12 protein-coding genes are annotated in these 21,715 nt (G+C 46.7%); 7 read left to right on the forward strand and 5 right to left on the reverse strand.

Annotation, left to right across the window (positions count from 1 at the left end; all coding sequences use genetic code 11):
* Positions 1–40: 40 nt before the first annotated feature.
* Positions 41–3,448 (reverse strand): hypothetical protein, encoded by a 3,408-nt coding sequence (locus CMM32_06265; GenBank protein ID MBT06504.1) that lies wholly within the window; start codon positions 3,446–3,448, stop codon positions 41–43.
* On the opposite strand from CMM32_06265, the gene CMM32_06270 reads away from it, so the two are divergent.
* Both CMM32_06270 and CMM32_06275 read left to right on the forward strand, forming a co-directional pair.
* Positions 3,419–6,373 carry a bifunctional [glutamate--ammonia ligase]-adenylyl-L-tyrosine phosphorylase/[glutamate--ammonia-ligase] adenylyltransferase gene (locus tag CMM32_06270; protein ID MBT06505.1) on the forward strand — a complete coding sequence of 985 codons (2,955 nt, stop codon included), beginning with the start codon at positions 3,419–3,421 and terminating at the stop codon, positions 6,371–6,373. The two genes, CMM32_06265 and CMM32_06270, sit on opposite strands and share 30 nt — an antisense overlap.
* A gap of 28 nt (positions 6,374–6,401) precedes the next feature.
* Complete coding sequence (locus CMM32_06275) at positions 6,402–6,872, forward strand: thioredoxin-dependent thiol peroxidase (protein MBT06506.1); 471 nt, start codon at positions 6,402–6,404, stop codon at positions 6,870–6,872.
* Between the two features lie 36 nt (positions 6,873–6,908).
* Here CMM32_06275 and CMM32_06280 read toward each other — a convergent pair whose 3' ends face one another.
* From CMM32_06280 to CMM32_06290, 3 genes are all read right to left on the reverse strand, one after another.
* Complete coding sequence (locus CMM32_06280) at positions 6,909–8,702, reverse strand: aspartate--tRNA ligase (protein ID MBT06507.1); 1,794 nt, start codon at positions 8,700–8,702, stop codon at positions 6,909–6,911.
* An 86-nt stretch (positions 8,703–8,788) separates the two neighbouring features.
* Positions 8,789–12,460 (reverse strand): ribonucleoside-diphosphate reductase, adenosylcobalamin-dependent, encoded by a 3,672-nt coding sequence (locus CMM32_06285; protein MBT06508.1) that lies wholly within the window; start codon positions 12,458–12,460, stop codon positions 8,789–8,791.
* Positions 12,461–12,737: 277 nt separating this feature from the next.
* Positions 12,738–14,240: a leucyl aminopeptidase gene (locus CMM32_06290; protein MBT06509.1), complete on the reverse strand. Its 1,503-nt coding sequence runs from the start codon at positions 14,238–14,240 to the stop codon at positions 12,738–12,740.
* Between the two features lie 192 nt (positions 14,241–14,432).
* Here CMM32_06290 and CMM32_06295 point away from each other — a divergent pair, with 192 nt between their 5' ends.
* The 5 genes from CMM32_06295 to CMM32_06315 all read left to right on the forward strand — a co-directional run bounded on the left by CMM32_06295 (position 14,433) and on the right by CMM32_06315 (position 21,030).
* The gene (locus CMM32_06295; protein MBT06510.1) at positions 14,433–15,569 is read left to right on the forward strand and encodes an LPS export ABC transporter permease LptF; all 1,137 of its coding nucleotides are present in this window, start codon (positions 14,433–14,435) and stop codon (positions 15,567–15,569) included.
* A complete protein-coding gene (gene lptG, locus CMM32_06300; GenBank protein ID MBT06511.1) occupies positions 15,529–16,668 on the forward strand; it encodes an LPS export ABC transporter permease LptG in 1,140 nt (379 codons plus the stop codon). Before CMM32_06295 ends, lptG begins: the two co-directional genes overlap by 41 nt.
* Positions 16,669–18,942, forward strand: a complete 2,274-nt coding sequence (locus CMM32_06305; protein ID MBT06512.1) for a hypothetical protein — start codon at positions 16,669–16,671, stop codon at positions 18,940–18,942.
* Positions 18,939–20,183, forward strand: coding sequence for a hypothetical protein (locus tag CMM32_06310; protein MBT06513.1), 1,245 nt, complete (start codon positions 18,939–18,941; stop codon positions 20,181–20,183). Before CMM32_06305 ends, CMM32_06310 begins: the two co-directional genes overlap by 4 nt.
* On the forward strand, positions 20,170–21,030 hold the full coding sequence (locus CMM32_06315) for a 16S rRNA (adenine(1518)-N(6)/adenine(1519)-N(6))-dimethyltransferase (GenBank protein ID MBT06514.1): 861 nt from the start codon (positions 20,170–20,172) through the stop codon (positions 21,028–21,030). The genes CMM32_06310 and CMM32_06315 overlap by 14 nt, the downstream gene beginning before the upstream one ends.
* Before the next feature lie 29 nt (positions 21,031–21,059).
* Here the strand turns inward: CMM32_06315 and CMM32_06320 are convergent, their stop codons facing one another.
* A complete protein-coding gene (locus tag CMM32_06320; GenBank protein MBT06515.1) occupies positions 21,060–21,704 on the reverse strand; it encodes a guanylate kinase in 645 nt (214 codons plus the stop codon).
* Between the last annotated feature and the right edge of the window lie 11 nt (positions 21,705–21,715).

Consider the following 21,715-nt stretch of genomic DNA (forward strand, 5'->3'; position numbering starts at 1 on the left):
GGCGGGAATCTTAATTATAGCGTTATATTTTGTTGTGGTGTTATTCGTTGGATTGTGTGTTATCCGGGGAAAACAAGTCAAATAGATCCCGCAATATTCCAGGGGCCAGTACTGTTAGCGGGTTTACGAAAATTTCTAGGTCATTTATAGGCCCTTTAGCGCTGTAATTAGCAGCAAAAATTCCTTCTTTTTCAGGTCCAGTTAATATATCGCCAATCACCGGCACTGTTCCTACTAGGTTATTTAGAAGATAGGCAGGTATAATTGTTCCCCGGATATCAGCGGAGTTGCTTGCGAGGTCCACCTCGCCATCGACGGTTATCCCCAGAGAAACGCCGCTTGCCCGCGCCTTAAGGAGTTGTAGGCTCGAGTTCTTGTAACGAAACGGCGCGTTAAGCCTTGCAAATGGCAGACCCTTTCCAGTCAGCAACTCGAAGACGTTGGTGGGGAGGGACATGGAGAGCAANTGAGCTATGATGGGGGTATTGGTTACGTGGAAATTTTCTATAATGCACTGGCCCTCGAGCATATTTTTATCGGAACTATTCTCGTAGCGGGCCACTAAATATAGCTGGCCGCCAACTAAATTTGACGTTATCCCTAGGATCTTTAGAAACTCGCCAGCATTTTCCGATGCAATTGTTATTTTTTGTTCGGCACCGGATCCTGAGATTTCGAGGCGAACTTTCTCTTGTTTATTAAAGTATGCTTCTATTCTGGCCCGGCTTAACTCATTGCCTTGAATAGAAACTTCTACCTGAATGTTATGAAGGCTTTCTCCATTTGAAGAATAGAGATTTTCTATCTTTCCAGAAAGATTTAGTGCTCCATCATCTGCTAAGTTTGTTTTTGTCTGGATGTCATCCAGAAGGTTAATCAAGGGTTGTGAAATAGTTAAGTCTTTTGAATCTACTAAGACATCAACTCCTTCTTTTGCAAGAGCATTGTATTGTATATTCGTGTTAGAGAAAGTGGCCGCTTCTCCAGTCGTTAGCCGGTCTACAGATAGATGCCCCTTTCGNAATTTTAGTTTTGGAACTTCTTTTCTTGATTCANACAAACCCAGATCTAGGAATTTTGTACGAAGGTTGATCTCGTAAATGTTGTCATTTTTAAATAATATGTCGGCAGTGATTTTTTCGTTTCTGTAGGATATGTCTTGTAAGGAAATTTTTGCGATATCATTGGTTTCGTTCAGTTCTACTGATACGGCCCCCTTTAAGTCTTTCCCGCCGAAATGGAATGTTATTGGAGAGGAAATTGCCCATGCATCAAGGTTAACGTGACTGGTGATATCAACTGATTCGCCAATCTTCTTATTAAAATTGATGCTTGGAAATGATGCTGCTAACTCTGCCGCATCTATATTTATAAGCGCGGTTTGACGGTCATCTGCAAACGCATTAAGGGTTATTTCTAATGCTGCTTCGCCATCTGCAAAGAGAAACAAGTCCTCTAGCCCGCCGCTAAATTTTTCAGTTAGTGTGGTGCGAATAACGGCGTTTCCTATTGGGCCGGATGATCCGTTATTTGGCGTCGTGGCCCACTCAACTGCTACTGGCATTTCGTTAACAGTAGCTCTAAAGTCTCCAGTTAGTTTGCGCTCATCAATAAAAACTCTTCCAATGCCACCCACAATATTAAGTTGGCGTCCACCAAGGACGTGCTCGTTTGTTTGTAATGCAAGTTGTCGAAAGGTGACCTCCCCTTTTGTGGTTAAGTCCCGGATCGTTAGGTCGCTGATCAAAGGGAAATAAATATGTAGGTTGGTCTTTGACACACCTTGGAGTGTCTGACTTTCTTTAGATCCCAGCCACGAAGTGAGCTTTTCGGAAAACCCAGGAAAAATAACAAGATCAGATAGAGGTCCGCTTGAGCGGAGATCCAAAAATCCAACCTCTTTCCCTGTGTAGACGTCAGAAAATTCTAGTCTGGTTGCGTTAATTTCTTGTTCAAGAATTTTTCCTGATTCAATGTCGATATGGAGATCAACTCCGTCAAACCACCCGTCCGCAAAAAGGTTTTCAGCGGGTGGAAGCCCATTCATATATTCAACCCTGGTGTCGTTTACTTGGAATGTCCCAAATACTTGATTACGTTCTAAATTGCTTTTTGCCAAATCATTAACTGAGAAATCTAGGTATGCAGTGATGTTCTCAATGGTTCCTCCCGAAATATTGTCTAAAACCCAGCTTCGTGTGCTTTTGGCAAGATTCCGAGGCCAAAGTGTCGAAAGTTGGTCAACTGGAATTTCATGCGTATCAAAGGCTGCATTGATGTGGGGGTTGGAGTAAAGGTTGGTTAGGGAAGCACTGCCATCTATTTTGAATCCATTAATCTTCCCTTCGAAGCTCTCAAGGAAGATTGATGGATTCTGATTATTGAAATAACCTAGCATACTTAGGTTTTCTACTTTGTGCTCACCCAAGAACATTGATTGGTCGCTAAAAATAGCTGAGCCATTTGAACAGAATAGCTCAAATCCGATCTTGTTTATGTCGGAAATTGTTTGAAAGCTTGTCACAAAACTTCCAGAAATAGTTGCATTAAGGTCAGTAAAATTTCCAAGATTTTCGGAAACTAATTGGAATTTGTTGGGATTAAAATCAGAAAAGGAAAGCGCAGTTTCCCAAATTCTATCATCTCCCGAGTAATTTGCCTTTAACGCTACGCTGACCTCCCCACCCCCGCCTCCCATATTGAGAGTAGATGCGATAAATATAATCATGTCCTTTTGTGATTGTGCTAAATACCATTTTTCACTAGTTGCTTCCCATATAGATAGATTGGAAGAGTCGAGTACGGCCAAATGGCTATTGGTGACATTTACTTCTTCTATCCGTGGAAGTTCCAACTCAGGGGCGATTCCAGTGATGGTGCGGGATAGGTGTTTTAAGGCAGGTTCCAGATAGTAATTAAAAGGAAATTTAGTATTGGTTTTTGGATCAGGCTTTATGACTGGTCTCACTATTTCAAGATTAAGTCCGGCTACATCTACTTTCGTAAATGTAATATTCCCACGCAATAAGGCAGGGACGCTAAGCCGAGCAGAAAATGCCTCAGCCATAGCCCTCACTTCACCCTCTGTTGTTTTTGCCGAAAGATTGTGGCCGGTGAAGATAACGTATGGAGCCCATCCCTGCCAGGAGGCTTGCAAACTTTCGAAAGTGATTTGGGTGCCAGAGCTCTCTATATTTAAGAGCTGCTCCAGGTGTGGACGTAGAAAGGTTAAGGATACCGGTCCATCTGACATCCGCCACACCAAGAATGTTAGGATGATAACCCCAAGTGCAAGGGTGCCGCCCAATATCTGCAGCACATTTCGAAGAATAGGAATAGCCAATTTGAGTGACTTATATCTATTATTAGAGTTTGAGCTCACGGGTTCCCTGAGTAGAGGCGGTAGATTAGGACTTTTATGAAATTCCACCCTAGTGTTATTTCTCATCCACAGCAATGGCCGGAGCCATCTGATGAGGCTCGCGCAGAGGAAGAATTGCGGCGTTGGAACCGACTTTTCGGACACAATACGGATAATTTAGGCCTGAGGTTCAATTATTTTGAGCGATTATTATTGATGATATTTGGCAATTCGCCATATCTGAGTTCTTGTGTGTTCAGTGAACCAGAATTTGTAAAAACCTTGGTTGGTAGGGATTTTGAGGAGAGTTATGAGGGCGTGTTGCGCGAGACAAGGCTTCTGACTGGCTTAGCCCGCCCGAATGAGGCCTTTTTGTCCTCTCTCTCTCGATCTTTGCGCATCCTTCGCCGTAAACAGTCGCTTTTGGTTGGTATAGCTGAGTTAATTGGTATGTGGGATACGAGGACAGCGGCCACTGCTCAGACAAAATTTGCTGAGGTGGTATTAGAGGTGTGTACCAAAAGTTTACTGACTTTGGCTTCTGCTGAGGAAGGTCTCCCCCTAGGGGATAAGTCGGATATTGCTCAAGGAAGTGGTCTAATTATTTTGGGTCTTGGGAAACTAGGCGGTGGAGAACTGAACTTTTCCAGTGATATAGATTTGATTGTCTTATATGACCCGAATGGGGGAAAGTCTGGCTCGAATGAACGTCTTTCCGCAATATTCTCTCGTCTGACCCAGAGGTTGGTAGAGTTATTGGAAACGCGGACTAGTGAAGGATATGTATTCCGGACAGATTTGAGGCTGCGTCCAGATCCGCTGTCGATGCCCTTGGCCGTCTCGACCGATGCTGCTGAGGTTTATTATGAAAGTGTGGGGCAAAATTGGGAACGCGCAGCGTTTATCAAAGCACGTCCGGTGGCAGGAGATGTCGTGGCCGGCGAATCATTCTTGCGAAAATTAGAGCCGTTTATTTGGCGTAAGACCCTCGATTTTGCGGCGCTAGCTGACATCCATTCAATAAAGAGTCAAATTGATTCCAACTTTAGTGCTGATGACTCAATACGTGGCCATAATCTAAAACTCGGCCGTGGAGGAATCAGGGAAATTGAATTCTTTGTCCAAAGTTTGCAGTTAATTTGGGGAGGAAGAATGCGTGAAGTGCGGCGACATTCGACGGATGATGCGCTGTGTGCGCTTTCAGAGGAGGGGCTGATAACAGAGAGCATTTGCGAAAAAATGACGAACGCATACTGGTTTTTACGCAGAGCGGAGAATCGTCTTCAAATGGTGGACGATAGACAAACGCATGTATTTCCCCATAGCGAAAGTTCTTTTAACAGGTTTTCTGTTTTTATGGGATACGAAAACCCTAACGATTTTGTTGCTTTAACGTCCGAGGTTCTCAATTTTGTATCTACAAATTATAAAGAGTTGTTCAAAACGCAAGTTTGCATGGATAGTTCTGCAGGAATACAGGGGAATTTAGTTTTTACAGGCATAGAGGATGATCCAGAAACTTTAATTACGTTAGAGGGGCTAGGATTTTCTCGTGCTTCGCATCTATCTTACGTTGTTCGAAAGTGGCACCGTGGTGAGCTAAAGGCTACTCGGAATGTGCGTGCACGGGAGATACTCACCCGGATTATGCCCAGCCTCTTGCTGGCGTTAGCCCAGACAAGTGATCCCGATACTGCATTTATAAAATTTGATGAATTCCTGCGAAATTTGCCTGCAGGAATCCAATTATTTTCGTTGTTTCAGGCATCTCCTAAGTTATTACGCGTGGTTGCCGAAATAATGGGAGCGGCACCGCGTTTGTCCGGTTACCTTGCACAACGGGGTTATCTTTTAGACGCGTTGATTGAGGAAGAGGTGAGTGCACCTGTTTTCGAAAAAGAGCAATTGCTGGGTAGTTTGGAAGAAAAAATCGAATTCGCCATAGATTTTCAGGATTTTTTGAATATTACGCGCAGATGGTCGGGGGATATCAAATTCCTAACTAGCGTTCGGCAGCTAAGAGGAGCACTTGATTGTCTGGATGCAGGTCAAATTCTTAGCAACGTTGCGGATCTCTTGATTGAGGCGACCCTGACCGCAGTCAGGCGCGAGTTTGAAAAGACTTATGGCGTTTTGAGAGGTGGAGAGCTGTGTGTTTTAGGATTTGGAAAGTTGGGCGGCGAAATTTTAACAAGAGGGTCAGATCTAGATTTAGTTTTTGTGTATAGAGCTGACAATGAATCGTTATCAAACGGCGATAGAAGGGTATCCCCATCCACTTATTATTCTAGACTATGCCAGAGGCTAATAACCGCTCTTTCGGCGCAGACAGGGCTTGGTCAGTTATACGAGATCGATATACGATTACGACCTATGGGATCGAGCGGTCCGCTGGTCGCAGATTTTTTGCGCCTTGAGCATTATTACAAAAAGGAGGCCTGGGTATGGGAACTCATGGCATTAACAAAGGCTCGTGTTGTGGCAGGTCCCAAAGCATTAACACGGAGAATTGAGGTTCTTATTGGCAATGTCTTGTGTCAGGCTTCTACCCTGCAAAATCTCCAGTTTGACATCTTAGCCATGCGCCAAAAGGTTTGGCGTGAACGACCGCCAGCGGGATTTTGGGATATTAAGTATTCTTTGGGGGGATTATTTGATTTGGACTTTCTGGTCCAATATTTACAACTTCTTAATGGTGGACAGGAATCCTCTGTTTTGGATTCAAATACTTTCAGGTTTTTTGGAAAGCTGTCTAAATCCGGGCGCTTGGATAGATGTATATTAACAGAGCTTTCCGGGGCATTAGAATTCTTCTTGCAAATCCAGTCTCTTAGTAGAATCTGTCTCACAGGGGTATTGGATGAGGATTCGGCACCAAGTGGTTTACGGGAAGTTTTGGTTCGCAATTGCAGAGCTGTTGACTTTAATGCTCTTAAAGACAAACTAAGGGTGCATCAAGTTTCCACACGAGGGCACTTTGTACGGTTAATTGGTGATTATACGGCGGTGTAAAAAATCCATTTTTTAGGAGAATGCTACGATGAAAGAAGTAATAATGGTTGGTGACAAAGCGCCAGAATTTAATCTGCCTTCGTCTAATGGCAAGGATATCAGCCTAAAATCATGTAGAGGAAAGGCTGTGGTGTTATATTTTTATCCTAAGGACGATACGCCAGGTTGCACTAAAGAGGCCATTGCTTTCAGCGAATTGAGCAAGAGCTTTGATAAGAAGAATGCTCTTGTGCTTGGGGTTTCTAAAGATGACATGGCCAGGCATATGAAATTTATAGCTAAGCATTCTTTAAGGGTGGAGTTGTTATCGGATATCGATGGGATTGTCTGTGATGCTTACGGTGTTTGGGTTGAGAAAAGTATGTATGGCAGAAAATACATGGGGATAGAACGTTCAACTTTTCTTATTGACCAGAAAGGCCGTCTCAAGGAAATTTGGCGCAAGGTAAAAGTGCCGGGCCACGCAGAAAAAGTATTAGAAGCTCTGTGTAATATTTGACTTTTATATTGGGGAAGGAAACCCAAGCAGCTCAGGCTAGTTTTTAGGGTCTTCCGATGGTGGCTGAACGTGTAAAAATAATTCCTTGAGCTGCCGCGTGGTAACTTCGCTGGGTGCACTCATCAATAAGTCTTGGGCTTGTTGATTCATTGGAAAGAGTGTCACTTCTCGGATATTGGGTTCATTGGCAATGAGCATCACTATTCGGTCTATTCCTGGGGCGAGGCCGCCGTGAGGTGGTGCACCAAACTGGAATGCTCGCAGCATTCCACCGAATTTTTCTACGACGGCTTGCTCAGAATAGCCGGCGATTTGGAAAGCTTTTATCATGGTGTCAGCTTGATGATTCCTAATTGCCCCAGAGGATAATTCTACTCCATTACAAACAATGTCGTATTGGTATGCAAGAACATCTAATGGATCCTCTGAATCAAGAGCATCCTTGCCTCCCTGCGGCATGGAGAACGGGTTATGGCTAAACTTAATGTTTCCAGATTCGGGATCTCTCTCGTACATTGGGAAGTCAATGGTCCAGCACATCTTAAAGACGTCTTTTTCCAGCAAATCAAGCTCAGTCCCAAGTTTGGTACGGACAGTACCGGCAAAGGCTGCGGCTACATGAGGCTCGTCGCAGACGAAGAAAGCGGTATCCCCGGCTCCAATGTTCATGGTTTTCTTGATTTTTTCTTGGATTTCCCGGGGGATGAATTTTGCGATTGGGCCCTTTCCTGCCCCAGTTTCGTCAAACGTCACGTACCCTAGGCCCGGTGCGCCCTGAGTTTTAGCCCATTCGTTCAGTTTGTCAAAAAAGCTTCTCGGGCGGTTGTTTGTTGCGGGCCCTGGAATTGCCCTAACAACGGCACCTTTCTCAATTTGAGTTCGGAATGCCTTAAAGGTGACATCGGGTATCACAAAGTATTCAGTCACGTCTGATATAATTAGTGGATTTCGAAGATCCGGTTTGTCGGTCCCATATAGGCGTATGGCGTCACGGAAGGGTATCCGTGGGAATGGAGGCTCAGTTACCTTCGACGAGCTGAATTTGGTGAAGATTTCATATAAAACAGGTTCGATAGCGTCAAAAATATCATCTTGTGTGGCAAAGGCCATTTCCATGTCTAGTTGGTAAAATTCTCCTGGGCTTCTATCGGCTCTTGCATCTTCATCTCTGAAGCACGGCGCAATTTGGAAATAGCGGTCAAAGCCAGAAACCATAATTAGTTGTTTGAATTGCTGCGGAGCTTGTGGGAGCGCGTAAAATTTTCCTGGATGTACACGGCTGGGAACCAAATAGTCGCGAGCTCCTTCTGGACTCGAGGAAGTTAAAATTGGGGTTTGAAACTCCATAAACCCCTGTTCAGTCATGAGCTCTCTGATATTGCTAATCACGTTGTTGCGAAGTTGAATATTTTGTTGCATTTGTTTGCGACGCAGGTCGAGGAAACGATATTTAAGTCGTATGTCTTCCCCTGGAACTTGGCCTCCCGAAACTTGCATGGGGAGGGTCGCAGCTGCTGATTCAATCTTTAAGTCGGTGATGGTGATCTCAACTTGGCCCGTTGGCAACTTATTATTTATAGTTTCGGCAGATCGTTCGACTACTGTGCCCGTAACAGTTATTACGCTTTCTACTCTGACACCCTCGGCCAGCTCAAACATATTTGACTCGGTCTCTATAACTGATTGTGTGAGTCCGTACTGATCTCTTAGATCTATGAATAGCAAGTTTCCGTGGTCTCGTTTGCTATTNACCCACCCTGATAGGCGAACTTCTTGGCCTATTTGATCGCGGCGAAGCTCGCCACAGTTATGAGATCTATATGGGTGCATTAATTTGTAAACCGGTGGAAAGGTGCGTGCTGTTGGACTCTAAAGTGGCCCTTTCTATATCAAACTAAGCTTTTTGTCGAAACCCTTTATGAACAGCCGCTAGTGGAGCCGCAAGTGTTGCATTTTAAGCAGGTTCCATTCCGAACGAGTGTGAAGTTACCGCATTCTGAACATGGATCTCCCTCATAGCCTTTAATCNTAGCTTCGCGAGATCGTGAGAGTTGGGCTTCGGCTCCTCCTCCGATGACGGCTGCGCCAACGGACACAGCCCCTTGGGCTGCCCCTGACGAAGCAGGCAATGCCATAGTTGAGNCGTCTTGGTTTTGCGTCTGGGAAGCATCTTCTGCGGCCTGTGGGATCGCGCCGCCCTCTAGAACTCGCAAACGGCCGCGGACATATCCTGGACTAACTAGCGATTGTATATCTGAGGACGGGGCGTGTTCACTATTTTCATGGTGTTCTAGGCCTCCATGGTCTCCTTGTCCAACACTGTCAGGCAACAAATCATCGCTTTCGACATGGGATAAGTCATTTCTGTCAAGATATGAAATGGCGAGTTCTCGAAAAACATAATCCAATATGGATGTAGACATTTTGATGGAGTCATTTCCACTTACCAATCCACTAGGCTCGAACCGAGTAAAAGTAAAGGCGTCTACATATTCTTCCAAAGGAACGCCGTACTGTAGCCCTATGGATATTGCAATTGCAAAATTATTCATTAGACTCCTGAAGGCGGCTCCCTCCTTGTGCATATCTATAAAGATTTCCCCTAGTTCGCCATTTTCGTATTCGCCGGTGCGCAGGTAAACTTTATGGCCTCCTACCATGGCTTTCTGGGTATAACCTTTCCTTCTGTGAGGAAGTTTCTCTCTTGCTTGCCGTTCTTGTTGGAGGGCATGGGCGACTATGCGTTCTGGAACNGTAGCATCCTCCTGTCGCAAGTCTGCGTCTGAATCAATTTTAGAGCTCTGTTCATCTTGGTCATCCACCAAGGCAGACAGCGGTTGGCTTAATTTTGAGCCGTCGCGGTATAGGGCATTAGCCTTCACACCCATTTTCCAGGACATCAGGTATGCTGCGGAGCAATCTTCTACCGTCGATTTATTCGGCATATTAATAGTTTTTGAAATAGCCCCCGAAATAAAGCTTTGGGCGCTAGCAATCATTTTAATGTGGCTCTGCCATGATAGAGCACGAGTGCCCACCCTGCCGCACGGATTAGCGCAATCAAATACTGGCAGGTGATCTGCTTTAAGGTATGGCGCTCCCTCTAGTGTCATTGCTCCACAGCAATAGAGGTTTGCTTCCTCAATTTCATTTTTGCTAAATCCGAGCCAGTCCAGCATGTCGAACTGTGTCGAGTTTAACTGTTGCTCCGATAGGCCCAGTTGCTTAGCACAAAACCCCTCTCCTAAGGTCCATTTGTTGAACACAAAGCGAATGTCAAAGGCGTCTGAAATTACTTCTTCGACTTTTTGAAGCGCTTCCTTGGTAAAGCCTTTTCCAGTGAGAGCATCATGATCGATTGTTGGACATCCATTTAATGTTCCATGGCCAACGGCATAATTGCTAATCTCTTTAATTTCAGTTTCTTCGTAGCCTAGTGAGGCCAATGCTTCCGGCACAATTCGGTTGATAATCTTAAAATATCCGCCACCCGCCAATTTTTTGAATTTAACCAATGCAAAATCGGGTTCTATCCCTGTTGTGTCACAATCCATGACAAGCCCGATAGTGCCAGTCGGAGCTATAACGGTAGCTTGCGCATTGCGGTAGCCGTGGGCTTTCCCCATTTCCACTGCCTCNTCCCAGCTTTTTTGTGCAGCGTCAACAAGGTCAGGAATTGGGCAATTTTCGATGTCAAGCGCCACCGGAAGGATTGTCAGGTCCTCGTATCCTTGGGTGAGACCATGGGCCGCCCGTTGATGATTTCTCATTACTTTAAGCATGGCTTCGGCGTTATCCTGAAAGCCTGGAAAACTTCCAAGCTCCTCGGACATTTCAGCGGATGTTCGGTAAGATGTTCCCGTCATTACAGCGGTGAGTGCTCCAGCAAGCGCCCTTCCCTCAGCGCTGTCATAGGGAAGGCCCGATGCCATCAAGAGTCCCCCCAAGTTGGCATAACCTAGCCCAAGGGTCCGGTATCGGTATGATTTTTTTGCTATTTCCTCAGAAGGAAATTGGGCCATTAGGACGGAAATTTCCAGGACTATCGTCCATAGCCGTACGGCGTGCTGATATTCGTCAATGCGGAAGTCACCATTGGCACTTCTAAAAGCCAGCAAATTTAAGGAGGCAAGGTTGCAGGCGGTGTCGTCCAGGAACATATATTCAGAACAGGGGTTGGAAGCTCGAATTCGCCCAGACTCTGGGCATGTGTGCCACTCATTTATGGTTGTATCAAATTGCACTCCCGGATCTGCTGATTGCCATGCCGCCAGTCCCATTTGATTCCACAGGCTTTTTGCAGGTATGGTGCGGTGAGTTGATTGATCGGTGCGACAGCGGAGAGACCAATCAGAACCCTTTTCGACAGCTGTCATAAAATTATTGCTAACCCGAACGGTATTGTTGGCATTTTGGCCAGAAACGGTTCTATAGGCTTCCGAGTCCCAGTCGGTGTCGTAGGAACAAAACTCAATTTCTACAATTCCTTGACGCGCTAGCTCTATCACTCTCTGGATACTGTTTTCGGGGATGTGGGCGTTTCTTGCTGCCGAGCACGCGCTTTTCAAATGGGGGTTATCCGAAACTTCGAATCGTCCTTTGCCTCCANTTTGGCAGGCAGCCAATACCGCTTTAAGATGTTCTGCCATTGATCTTGAACCGGCAACCAGTGCGGCAACCTTTTGTTCCTCGGCCGCCTTCCAATTGATGAAATCCTCGATATCAGGATGATCAACGTCTACGACGACCATTTTCGCTGCACGTCTGGTAGTGCCACCAGATTTTATTGCACCAGCTGCCCGATCCCCGATTTTGAGAAAACTTAACAAACCAGAAGAATGTCCACCTCCCGATAAGGGCTCGTTTTCGCCGCGAATGTCAGAAAAATTTGACCCCGTGCCTGAACCATATTTGAATAAGCGAGCTTCTCTGACCCATAAATCCATTATGCCTTGCTCGCCTACTAGGTCATCTTTGACCCCCTGGATGAAGCACGCATGTGGTTGCGGGTGCTCGTAAGCTGATCCAGAGGCCTCCAACTCACCATTCGTGTAATTCATGAAAAAATGCCCTTGGGGCGGGCCATCAATTCCATATGNCCAATGGAGCCCTGTATTAAACCATTGCGGACTATTGGGCGCTGCTGCTTGGATGGCCAGCATGTAGCAGAGTTCGTCGTGGAAGGCGAGTGCATCGGATTCTGTATCAAAGAATCCCGCTTTCCAACCCCAGTAGGTCCATGTTCCGGCCATACGATCAAACACTTGGGTTGCGCTTGTCTCGCCACCAAAACGCTCTTCCTCATTAAGCTTATTTAGAGCGGCCTCATCAGCCTCTTTAGGGAGCAGCCAATCTGGGACGCCCTTTTCCTTTTTTGGCCGGGTTATGGTGGGAACCCCGGCTTTCCTAAAATATTTTTGGGCAAGCACGTCAATTGCAACTTGGGACCAGTCTTTAGGGACCTCAATATCGCTCGCACTGAAAACGATAGATCCGTCTGGGTTGCGAATCTCACTGTTAGCGGTTTGGAAGGCTATACTACTGTAGGGGGACTGGTTCTCCTCAGTATAACAACGAAAAACTCTCATTACTCCCCCCGATTCTAGCACCTGTTGCAGTTATTAATCCGGCAACAGCCCTGTTAGACGATATGCGTCCAATTATTGACCCCAATATACGAGATATCGTTATCAATTCACAAGACCATACCATATGTAGGGTGCAGGTGTATGGTGCGTCAACCTAAAATTAGACTTCTTGGGGCCTCCCGTCCTAGCAGGGGTGCCACGTAGGCAATCACACCCGGGCAGGGTGACGAGCCCGTGAGGCCAGTATGCTGGTCACGCCGCTAATGCCAACGCGGCACTATTTTGGTTCGTAATGGTTTGCAACCAAACGATTAAGGAGGCGAACGCCAAACCCTGTCCCACCTTTGGGGACGAGTCTTTTGGTTTTTTTGGACCAAGTCACGCCCGCTATGTCGAGGTGGGCCCAGGGTGTGGTGTCCACAAAACGCTCGATGAATTTAGCCGCTGTTACACTACCAGCACCTCTTCCGGACCCAATGTTTTGAACGTCGGCGATGTCTGAGTCCATGTCTTTATCGTATTCATCGTCCATCGGCATGGGCCACACTTTTTCATCTACCCAATTGCCTGCTTCCAGTAACTGGTTCGTCAGAGCATCACTGTTGCTAAATAACCCGGCCCGTTCATGTCCTAGGGATACAATGATTGCACCTGTGAGGGTCGCCAAATCCACCGTTAGTCTTGGCTTAAAACGTTTTTGTGTATACCAAATGGCGTCGGCCAGTACCAACCGACCTTCTGCATCAGTATTTAACACCTCAATGGTTTGGCCTGACATGGAGGTAACTATATCTCCTGGCCTTTGCGCGTTTCCTGATGGCATATTTTCAACTAGCCCAACAACGCCAACTACATTGACTTTAGCTTTCCGTTGGGCAAGAGCGCGCATTAGCCCAATCACNACGCCCGCGCCTCCCATGTCCCATTTCATGTCTCCCATTCCTGCAGATGGTTTTATAGAAATGCCTCCCGTATCAAATGTTACGCCTTTGCCAACAAATGCCAGGGGGCTCTGCTCAGCATTTTGTTCAGCACCATCCCAACGCATGACCACTAACCTAGGTTCCTGAACACTACCCTGGGCCACGCCAAGTAGCGCACCCATTCCAAGTTGCTTCATTTTCGATGGCCCGAGAATTTCCACTTTTACGCCGTCATCAGATAGAGACTGTGCGCGAGCCGCGAGTTCGGTAGGGAACAAGACGTTGGCAGGTTCTGATACAAGGTCTCGGGTCAAAAATACCCCATTTGCTACAGCCGCAAGGGGTTTGTAGCGTGAACGCATTTTTGACGGCTCATTCCCCATTATGGTCAGTTTTCTAACCACAACTCGGTTGGGAAGTGTCTTTTTTACCTTGTATCGTTCGAACCGGTAACTAGCAAGGGAAGCTCCAAAAGCAATGTGGGCACCACAATCCACTGCGTTAAGGGCTGTCTGGCTACCAACATCAATATTAACCACTGCTTGTTTTATCCCGTGAGAATTAAGCTTAGATAATATCTGACCGCCTACAGATTGGGCCCCCCGCGCATCAAAATCCTTAATCTTGCCTGCTCCGATTAGAATTATCCTTTCGGCTCGGAGCCCTGTGGGGGTTAATAAGGTTAGTGTGGTGCCGTTTCTTCCGGTAAAATTTTCGGATGCCATCGCCCGCTTCAAGGTTCCCCGGGTTTTACGATTAAGCACTTCAACCATTCGATTTGCTGACGTCTCCTCCCAGGCGAGTGCTACGTAAGCCCCTGTTTGAGGATAGGAGGGTTTGGCAAAAGTGATATTCATGTTTTTCGTCCCTTGCTTGATGTTAGTATGTGCGGCGAGAGGGAGTAGATTCCCGAGGTAAATGCAGTATTCTCGCAGGTGGTTGTTCTCATGGCAACCTCGGCATGTGGAGAAAGAACCTTGGCAGGGTGAGTTGAAGGAGATTCGCCCGTGATTTGTGCACGTAGCGGCTCGAAAAAGGGGAAAGGAAAGATGACCCGGTTTTCTCTTTATATAATGAAGCAAATAAGCGGGCCGTTGATATTGCTCACGTTCAGTTTTTCGGGTGTCATATGGTTAACCCAGTCCCTGAGGTTTGTTGATCTAATACTTAATAAAGGTCTGTCTCTTGGTTTGTTTCTTTATATGACCTTGCTTCTCTTGCCATCTCTTTTGGCGATCATTCTTCCAATCTCTCTGTTTGTGGCTGTTCTTTTTACTTATCATCAGTTGATCAGTGACAGGGAAATTGTTGTCCTCAAAGCCGCGAGTGTGTCGCATGCGATGCTTGCGGGCCCTGCTATGATAGTAGCATTTATTGTGATGGGGGTAGTGTACGTGATCAACATGGCGTTGATGCCTGTGGGATTTCATGAATTTAAGAATATTCAATCACAGGCTCGTGATTCATACGCCTCTCTTCTGCTAAGGGAGGGAGTGTTTAATACGCCCGTGAATGGTCTGACTATCTATGTGCGAGAGCGTAAGCCTAACGGCGAANTAATGGGAATACTGGTGCATCAGGAAAACGGGGAGGACACCCCGTCAACTGTAATGGCGGAGAGTGGAGTGCTTTTGGAGACGCCGGATGGTCTGCGCCTTGTTATGTCAAATGGTAATCGACAAGAGGTCAATGTGAGTGATGGGGAGTTATCGCTGCTTTACTTTGACCAATATGCTTTTGAGTTTGCTGAAAATTCCGGGCTCGACTTCTCAAGATTTAAAGAGGCCAAAGAAAGAACGCTTCCAGATTTGCTCTGGCCTAAAGATGTTGTGGAGGAAAGGCATAAGAGGGAGTTTAGAGCAGAGGCTCATCGTCGCTTATTGACGCCTTGGATATCAGCTATATTCGTGTTTATCGCCTTAGGGGCTCTATTTTCGGGGGATTTTGACCGCAGGGGCTCTAACTGGCGCCTTTTTTATGCTGTTATGTTAGGCTTGTTGGTCCAAGCCGCCGCTCTCGGTGNCCCGGGTTTGATGACTAAAACGCCTCATTTGATACCGCTTATGTATTTGGCCACCCTTGTCATGCTAGGTTCGGCGGGTTATGTGGCTGTGGTGGACCCATTACGGAGAGCATTAATCTCTGTTGGGCGCCATAGATATCGAAATAGCAAGGGGNAAAATTAGAGTGAGGCTTTCATCAACCCTTTCAATGTATATTGGGCGTCAACTAATCACAGGCATAGCTATAGCTTTGATCGCATTGTGTGTCCTGATTTTCCTTTTTGACGTTGTTGAGCTTAGTAGACGTTCGGCCAGTAAGCCTCAAGTGTCAATGGGGATTGTTCTGCAACTGGCATTGCTGCATTTGCCGTATATGGTGCAAAGGGTAGTTCCTTATGCTGTTCTAATTGGGGTTATGTTAGTATTGGCTAGATTTGGGAGGACCAGTGAACTGGTAGTTACCAGGGCATCTGGCACTTCAGTGTGGCAGTTTCTATTCCCGGGAATAGGCCTTAGCTTAGTCGGCGGAGTTGTGTTGGTGACGGTATTTAATCCACTTGCGGCTGCTCTCCTTTGGCGTTATGAGCAGTTGGAATCGCGCTATTTGGAGGGACGTGTATCAAACCTTGCTGTCTCAACCTCAGGCCTATGGCTNCGGCAGGCTGATGATTATGGAGAGTCGGTAATTCACGCTCAACGTATAACTGAGCCCGAGCTCACCTTGCATGAAGTTGTTATATTTCGGTATCAGGGCAGAACGGAATTTGTTCAGAGGTTTGATGCTTCCACTGCAGTCCTGAAGGATGGCCACTGGTTGTTGAGGGACGTGATATCCACTGGACCCTACCGCACTGCAGAACGAAAGGATCAATATAGGATCCCCACCGACCTAACAATAAGCCAAATTCAAGAAAATTTTGCTTCGCCGGAAACATTATCCTTTTGGGAGATTCCTAAGTTTATTTCGTTGCTGGAGAGAGCGGGTTTCTCTGCGTTGAAACATCGTGTTCATCTGCATTCGGTNTTGGCTATTCCGTTTTTGCTGACGGGAATGGTTTTAATTGGAGCAGCTTTTACCCTTCGATTGTCATCTCGGGTAAAAGGGGCAGGGCGTTTAATTGCTTTTGGGATAGCCGCCGGCTTGTTGCTCTATACCTTTTCTGATGTTGTGCTGGCCTTAGGTATTTCTTCAAGAATTCCAGCAATCTTTGCTGGATGGGCGCCGGCACTTATGGCGCTTTCCTTAGGTAGTGCACTACTTCTCCATATTGAAGATAGTTAGATGGGTGCCGTTGGGAGTANACTGCAAGTTTTGGTAAGGTGTTTGCCCATTGTACCCATTGTCTTAGTGTTGCCATTCTTGTTCGTGCCATTGGTTCAAGCCGAGGAAAGCGTTCCTGAAATTTTGCAGAAAAATGTTCTGCTTGAAGCCGAATCAATTTCTTATGATGAAGAAATGTTGGAGGTTGTGGCGACTGGTGATGTCTCAATTAGTATGGGAGATAGCACCGTTTTGGCGGATAAAGTTACCTACAATCGCCGCGCAGACAAGGTCTCCGCACAGGGGAACGTTGTATTGCTATCCCCTGATGGCAATGTCACATTTTCCCAAGCTATGGAGTTAACGGGTGACCTCAAAAGTGGGGCTATAGAGGCCATAAAAATCTTATTTGTTGATGGCTCGAGGCTTGCTGCCAATGGGGGCACAATGAGGCGGAACGGAAGAAGTGAGATTAGCAAGGCTGTTTACAGTCCTTGTTCAATTTGTCCAGATTCAGCAACTAGGATGCCTTTATGGCAAATAAAGGCCCTGAATGTTGTGCATGACAGGTCTCTGCGGCGCATTTTTTATAAAGACGCAATTCTTGAGGTGGTTGGCTTTCCCGTAATCTACGTTCCTTTTTTTACTCACCCGGATCCCTCTGTTGAGAGGAAAACCGGCTTTCTCGTCCCATCGGTAATTAGCAATTCTTTGCTTGGGTTGAGTTTTAAGCAGCCGTTTTTCTTTAATATTACGGATAATCAAGACGCAACTGTCGCGCCCATTTTCAGTCGCACAGCTGGACTGGTTTTAACTGGTGAGTACAGAAGACAGTTACAAAAGGGTTCTTTAGAAGTCAGTGGGAGTGCTACCAGAGCTGGGGAGATTGAGGAAATAGAACCTGAAGTGGTGAGGGGAGAGGAAAAAACGAGAGGCCATTTATTCGCCAAGGGGGTGTATTCTCTTGATAATAATTGGTTGGCTGGAATGGATATTAAACGTGCTACCGACCATTATTATCTCAGCGATTTTGGGTTTTCTGCCGGCTATGATTCTGCGGATATGGTTACTCGCTACAGAGGGCAGTCGCACTTAACCAGCCAAGTGTTTTTAGAGCGGACGGCTGGAAGAAACTACACCAATGTTTCGGCTGTAGCTTTTCAGAGACTCACCCCTACCATCGATTCCGAAGCTCTCCCCTATCTCTGGCCAGTTGGGACTTTTAGCTATCGGGGCGAACCTGGTCTATCGGGAGATTATTGGCTTTTCGACGCTAACTTGCGGCTTCTCGGTCGTGAACAGGGCACGCAAAGTAGGAGATTAATTGTTAAGGGTGGTTGGCGAATACCATATACCTCAGCCTATGGTGCCAAATATTCTTTTAATTTGGGTCTGCGAGCGGACGGTTATCATCTTTCTGATCTTCCAGACTCCAGACAGCCAGGGGTTACGACCGATGGGTTTGAAAGTCGATTGTTGCCCGAGGTTTACGTCAACTGGAAGTTACCCTTGGCGAGGCCGTTAGGCTCTGGTCTCCTGATCGTCGAACCAATTAGCCAAATAGTGTGGAGGCCAAATGGAGGGGACAGCAACAAGGTCCCTAATGAGGATAGTCTCGCATTTGAGTTNGATGACCTAAACCTTTTTAGTGTGGACAGGTTTCCAGGTTTGGATCGTTACGAAGGTGGGGCCCGTTTGAATTATGGTTTGCGCTCAGAGATCAATTCCACGTTTTTGCCGGATAGTGAGATGTTGTTGGGTCAAGTAGTAAGAGCCAGAGTAGATGAAACATACAGTGACGGGACCGGCTTAAACCAAAAGCTCTCAGATTTTGTTGGTAGGTTTACTATAGCGCCGAGCCGGCTAATCAGTTTAGTTCACAGATTTCGGCTTGACCGCAGTAACTTGGCAACCCGAAGCTCTTCCTTTCAGGCGACGNTCGGCCCTAGCCGTTTGAACAGCTCGGTTCATTATATGAAATTGAGTGACGACCCGACCGATGGTCTTCCGGTTTCTGTCGAACAAGTCAATCTATCGTTAAACGNCCAATTCCCGGAGAACTGGCGTTGGAGTTTTTCTCACCAAAGGGGCTTAGGCGATGGGGGCGGAGCTCTTTCCACTAGTCTGGGTCTGAGGTATGAGCATGATTGTGTGACACTTGAGGCTTTCGCAAGTCGGCATTATACAAGAGGATTATTGTTAGCGCCCGATACAGTTTTAGGGATTCAAATTTCACTTAAGAACCTCGGTCAGTCGATAGGTCACCAAGTGAATCTTCTAGGGGATAACCCGTGAGGAAGTTTTTTTCGGTACTTTTGGGTGTTTTTTTGTTGGCTCAGCTAGCAGTCGGCAAGGAGCTGGTGGGAATAGTCGCCGTCGTAAATGATAGTGCTATTTCAGTCTTGGATTTAATGGCCCGAACTAAAATGGTGGTCCTGTCTAGTGGGCTCGATGANACACCCGAGTTAAGAGCGCAATTAGCCAAGCCAGTTTTGGAAAATTTGATCGAGGAAAAGCTGCAGGCCCAGGAAGCAGAGCGCCGGGGCATCTCGGTGAGTGACCGGGAACTGGCAGCCGCTTTAACTATTGTGGAGCGCCAAAACGGGATTCGAGAAGGGCAGCTTAATAGTTGGTTGGCTGATATTGGCTTGCCCGCGGTCTTTTTTGAAGATCAGATCAGGGCTCAACTTCTCTGGGCCAAGGTTGTCTCTACTAACCTTCGTCCACTGGTCGATGTAAGCGAGGAGGAGGTAGAACATGAATTAGCCCGATTAGAGGCAAACCGCGGCTTGCCCGAATATCTTGTGTCCCAAATCGATTTTTATGCGGGGCCCTCAAAGCCTCTGGATGATCTGATGGAAGTGGCTGGTAAGCTTCTTGTTGAAATTAATGCAGGGGCGAACTTCGGGTCTATAGCGGAACAATTTAGTGATAACGCATTGGGGAATTTGGGGGGCGATATGGGTTGGGTCAGTCCAACCCAACTGCTTCCAGAATTGAGTGATGCTCTATCTAAGATGAGACCTGGCGAGGTTTCGGCACCGATAGTCAGCGCTGTGGGAGTGCATCTTGTAAGATTAAGAGATCAGCGGCGGGTGATGGAGCCAGATATTCGCGAGATTCGTGTTGATCTTGTCCAAATAGTTCTTCCCGGCATCACAGGTGACTCAATGACTTTCGAGGAGAAGGGCGTTCTGGAACAAATTAGCGATACAGTTCGTGGTTGTGCGGCCATGGAAGCAATGGCAAAAAAGTTAGGCGGTGGTTCAGGAAGTGTTGGTTGGATTTTGTTAAAAGATCTTCCAGAGCAATTTAGGTTGATCCTTTCACAACTGGATATAGGGCAGCCTAGCCAGCCGCTTTTCACTGGAAGTGGTGCTCATGTGATGATGGTGTGTGAAAGGGAGAATCCGGCGGAAGATATCAATTATGAACAGCTAGTTAGAGATCGCCTAGAACGATCGAGGTTGGACACCTTGGCTCGAAGATTACTGAGAGATCTTCGCCGGTCAGCCCTTGTAGATGTCCGCCTCTAAGAGTTTTGGCAGGGAGTTGGGGGACCTGCCTACTGTTAGCCAAGTAATTTTGGATAATGAATTGTCAGCGCGTAAATCGCTGGGTCAACACTTTCTCCTTGATGGACGCGTAATAGCTAGGATAGTCAATTCAGCGGGGATTGAAGCGGGCGTTCAAGTTCTTGAAATTGGGCCAGGCCCTGGTGGTCTGACACGGGCCCTGCTTGCAACTCCCGCCAAAGCTGTTGTTGCCATTGAAAGAGACGATCGAAGTGTGGAGGCGTTGCGTGACCTTGTTCGCGTTGTTGGTTCCCGGTTTCATTTAATAGCGGGCGACGCATTAGCAGTCGACTTGGATAGCCTTTGTGTTCAGCCTTTTCAGATTGTGGCTAATTTGCCCTATAACATTGGAACTAGGCTGGTACTGGACTTCTTGCATATGTCGCATAAACCAAAAAAGATGACGTTGATGCTGCAAAAAGAAGTGGCGCAACGTATGGTTGCCTCACCGGGCGGAAAGCACTATGGCCGCCTATCCATAATTGTTCAGTGGCTTGCCCGGGCTAGGGTGTTATTTGATGTGCCGGCCCGGGCGTTTAAGCCTGAGCCAAAGGTCGTTTCTTCAGTTATAGAGCTCATCCCAAGGCCTTGGCCTTTAGCAGAGGCAGAGCCGGATATATTGGAACTAGTTACCCAAAAGGCTTTTGGCCAGCGTCGGAAAATGATGCGGGTTAGTCTAAAGACATTACACCCTGATATAGTTAATCTTTTGCAAAGGGTTGGGGTTTCGCCAACTAGGCGCCCGCAAGACGTAACAATTCGGGAGTTTTGTTCTATTGCTCGAGAGCTTCATTCTTGGTCCAAATAAAAGCTCGATAGTTGGAGCAAGAATAGTGTTTACGGAGTATCTTTTGTCAGTTTCTCTACAAATTTGCTCAGTCCTGTTCTGCGGTGGCGACGTAGCCGCTCGGCACTGAGGATATTGCTGATTTGGTCAGTGGCAATGTCTAGATCTTCATTGACAATCACATAATCATACTCGGGCCAGTGGGTGATTTCATCTGTCGCTTTTGCCATGCGTTCTGATAACACTCTTTCTGGGTCTTGAGCGCGCGTCCTCAACCGGCGGGCCAATTCACCTGTTGAGGGAGGCAGGACAAATATTTTTACGACGTCACTTCTGGCATGCTCAGTTATTTGTTGTGCTCCCTGCCAGTCAATATCAAATAGAATATCGCTCCCGTTAGACAGTGATTCGTTGACTGTTTGAATGGGGGTTCCATATAAATGTCCAAACACTCGTGCGTGTTCTAAAAACTGTCCTGCGTCTGCCATAGAGCGAAAAACATCCTCATTAACAAAGTGATAATCCTTGCCGTTCGCTTCGTTTTGGCGTGGTGGGCGGGTTGTGACGGAGATAGAAATGCGCANATTCTCATCAATCTCTACTAGTCGTCTGGCTAGCGTGGTCTTCCCGGCGCCGGATGGCGACGAAAGGACTAACATTAGTCCACGTCTTTGAAGCTTGTTTTTATGACCCATATTATAAGGTT

It is taken from the genome of Rhodospirillaceae bacterium (assembly GCA_002728255.1).
In the GTDB taxonomy this organism is placed as follows: domain Bacteria; phylum Pseudomonadota; class Alphaproteobacteria; order UBA7887; family UBA7887.

Bases quoted from the DNA above. Each gene is read 5' to 3' on its own strand.
- CMM32_06270 (MBT06505.1), top strand. From the start codon at position 3,419: ATGAAATTCCACCCTAGTGTTATTTCTCATCCACAGCAATGGCCGGAG.
- CMM32_06275 (MBT06506.1), top strand. From the start codon at position 6,402: ATGAAAGAAGTAATAATGGTTGGTGACAAAGCGCCAGAATTTAATCTG.
- CMM32_06315 (MBT06514.1), top strand. From the start codon at position 20,170: ATGTCCGCCTCTAAGAGTTTTGGCAGGGAGTTGGGGGACCTGCCTACT.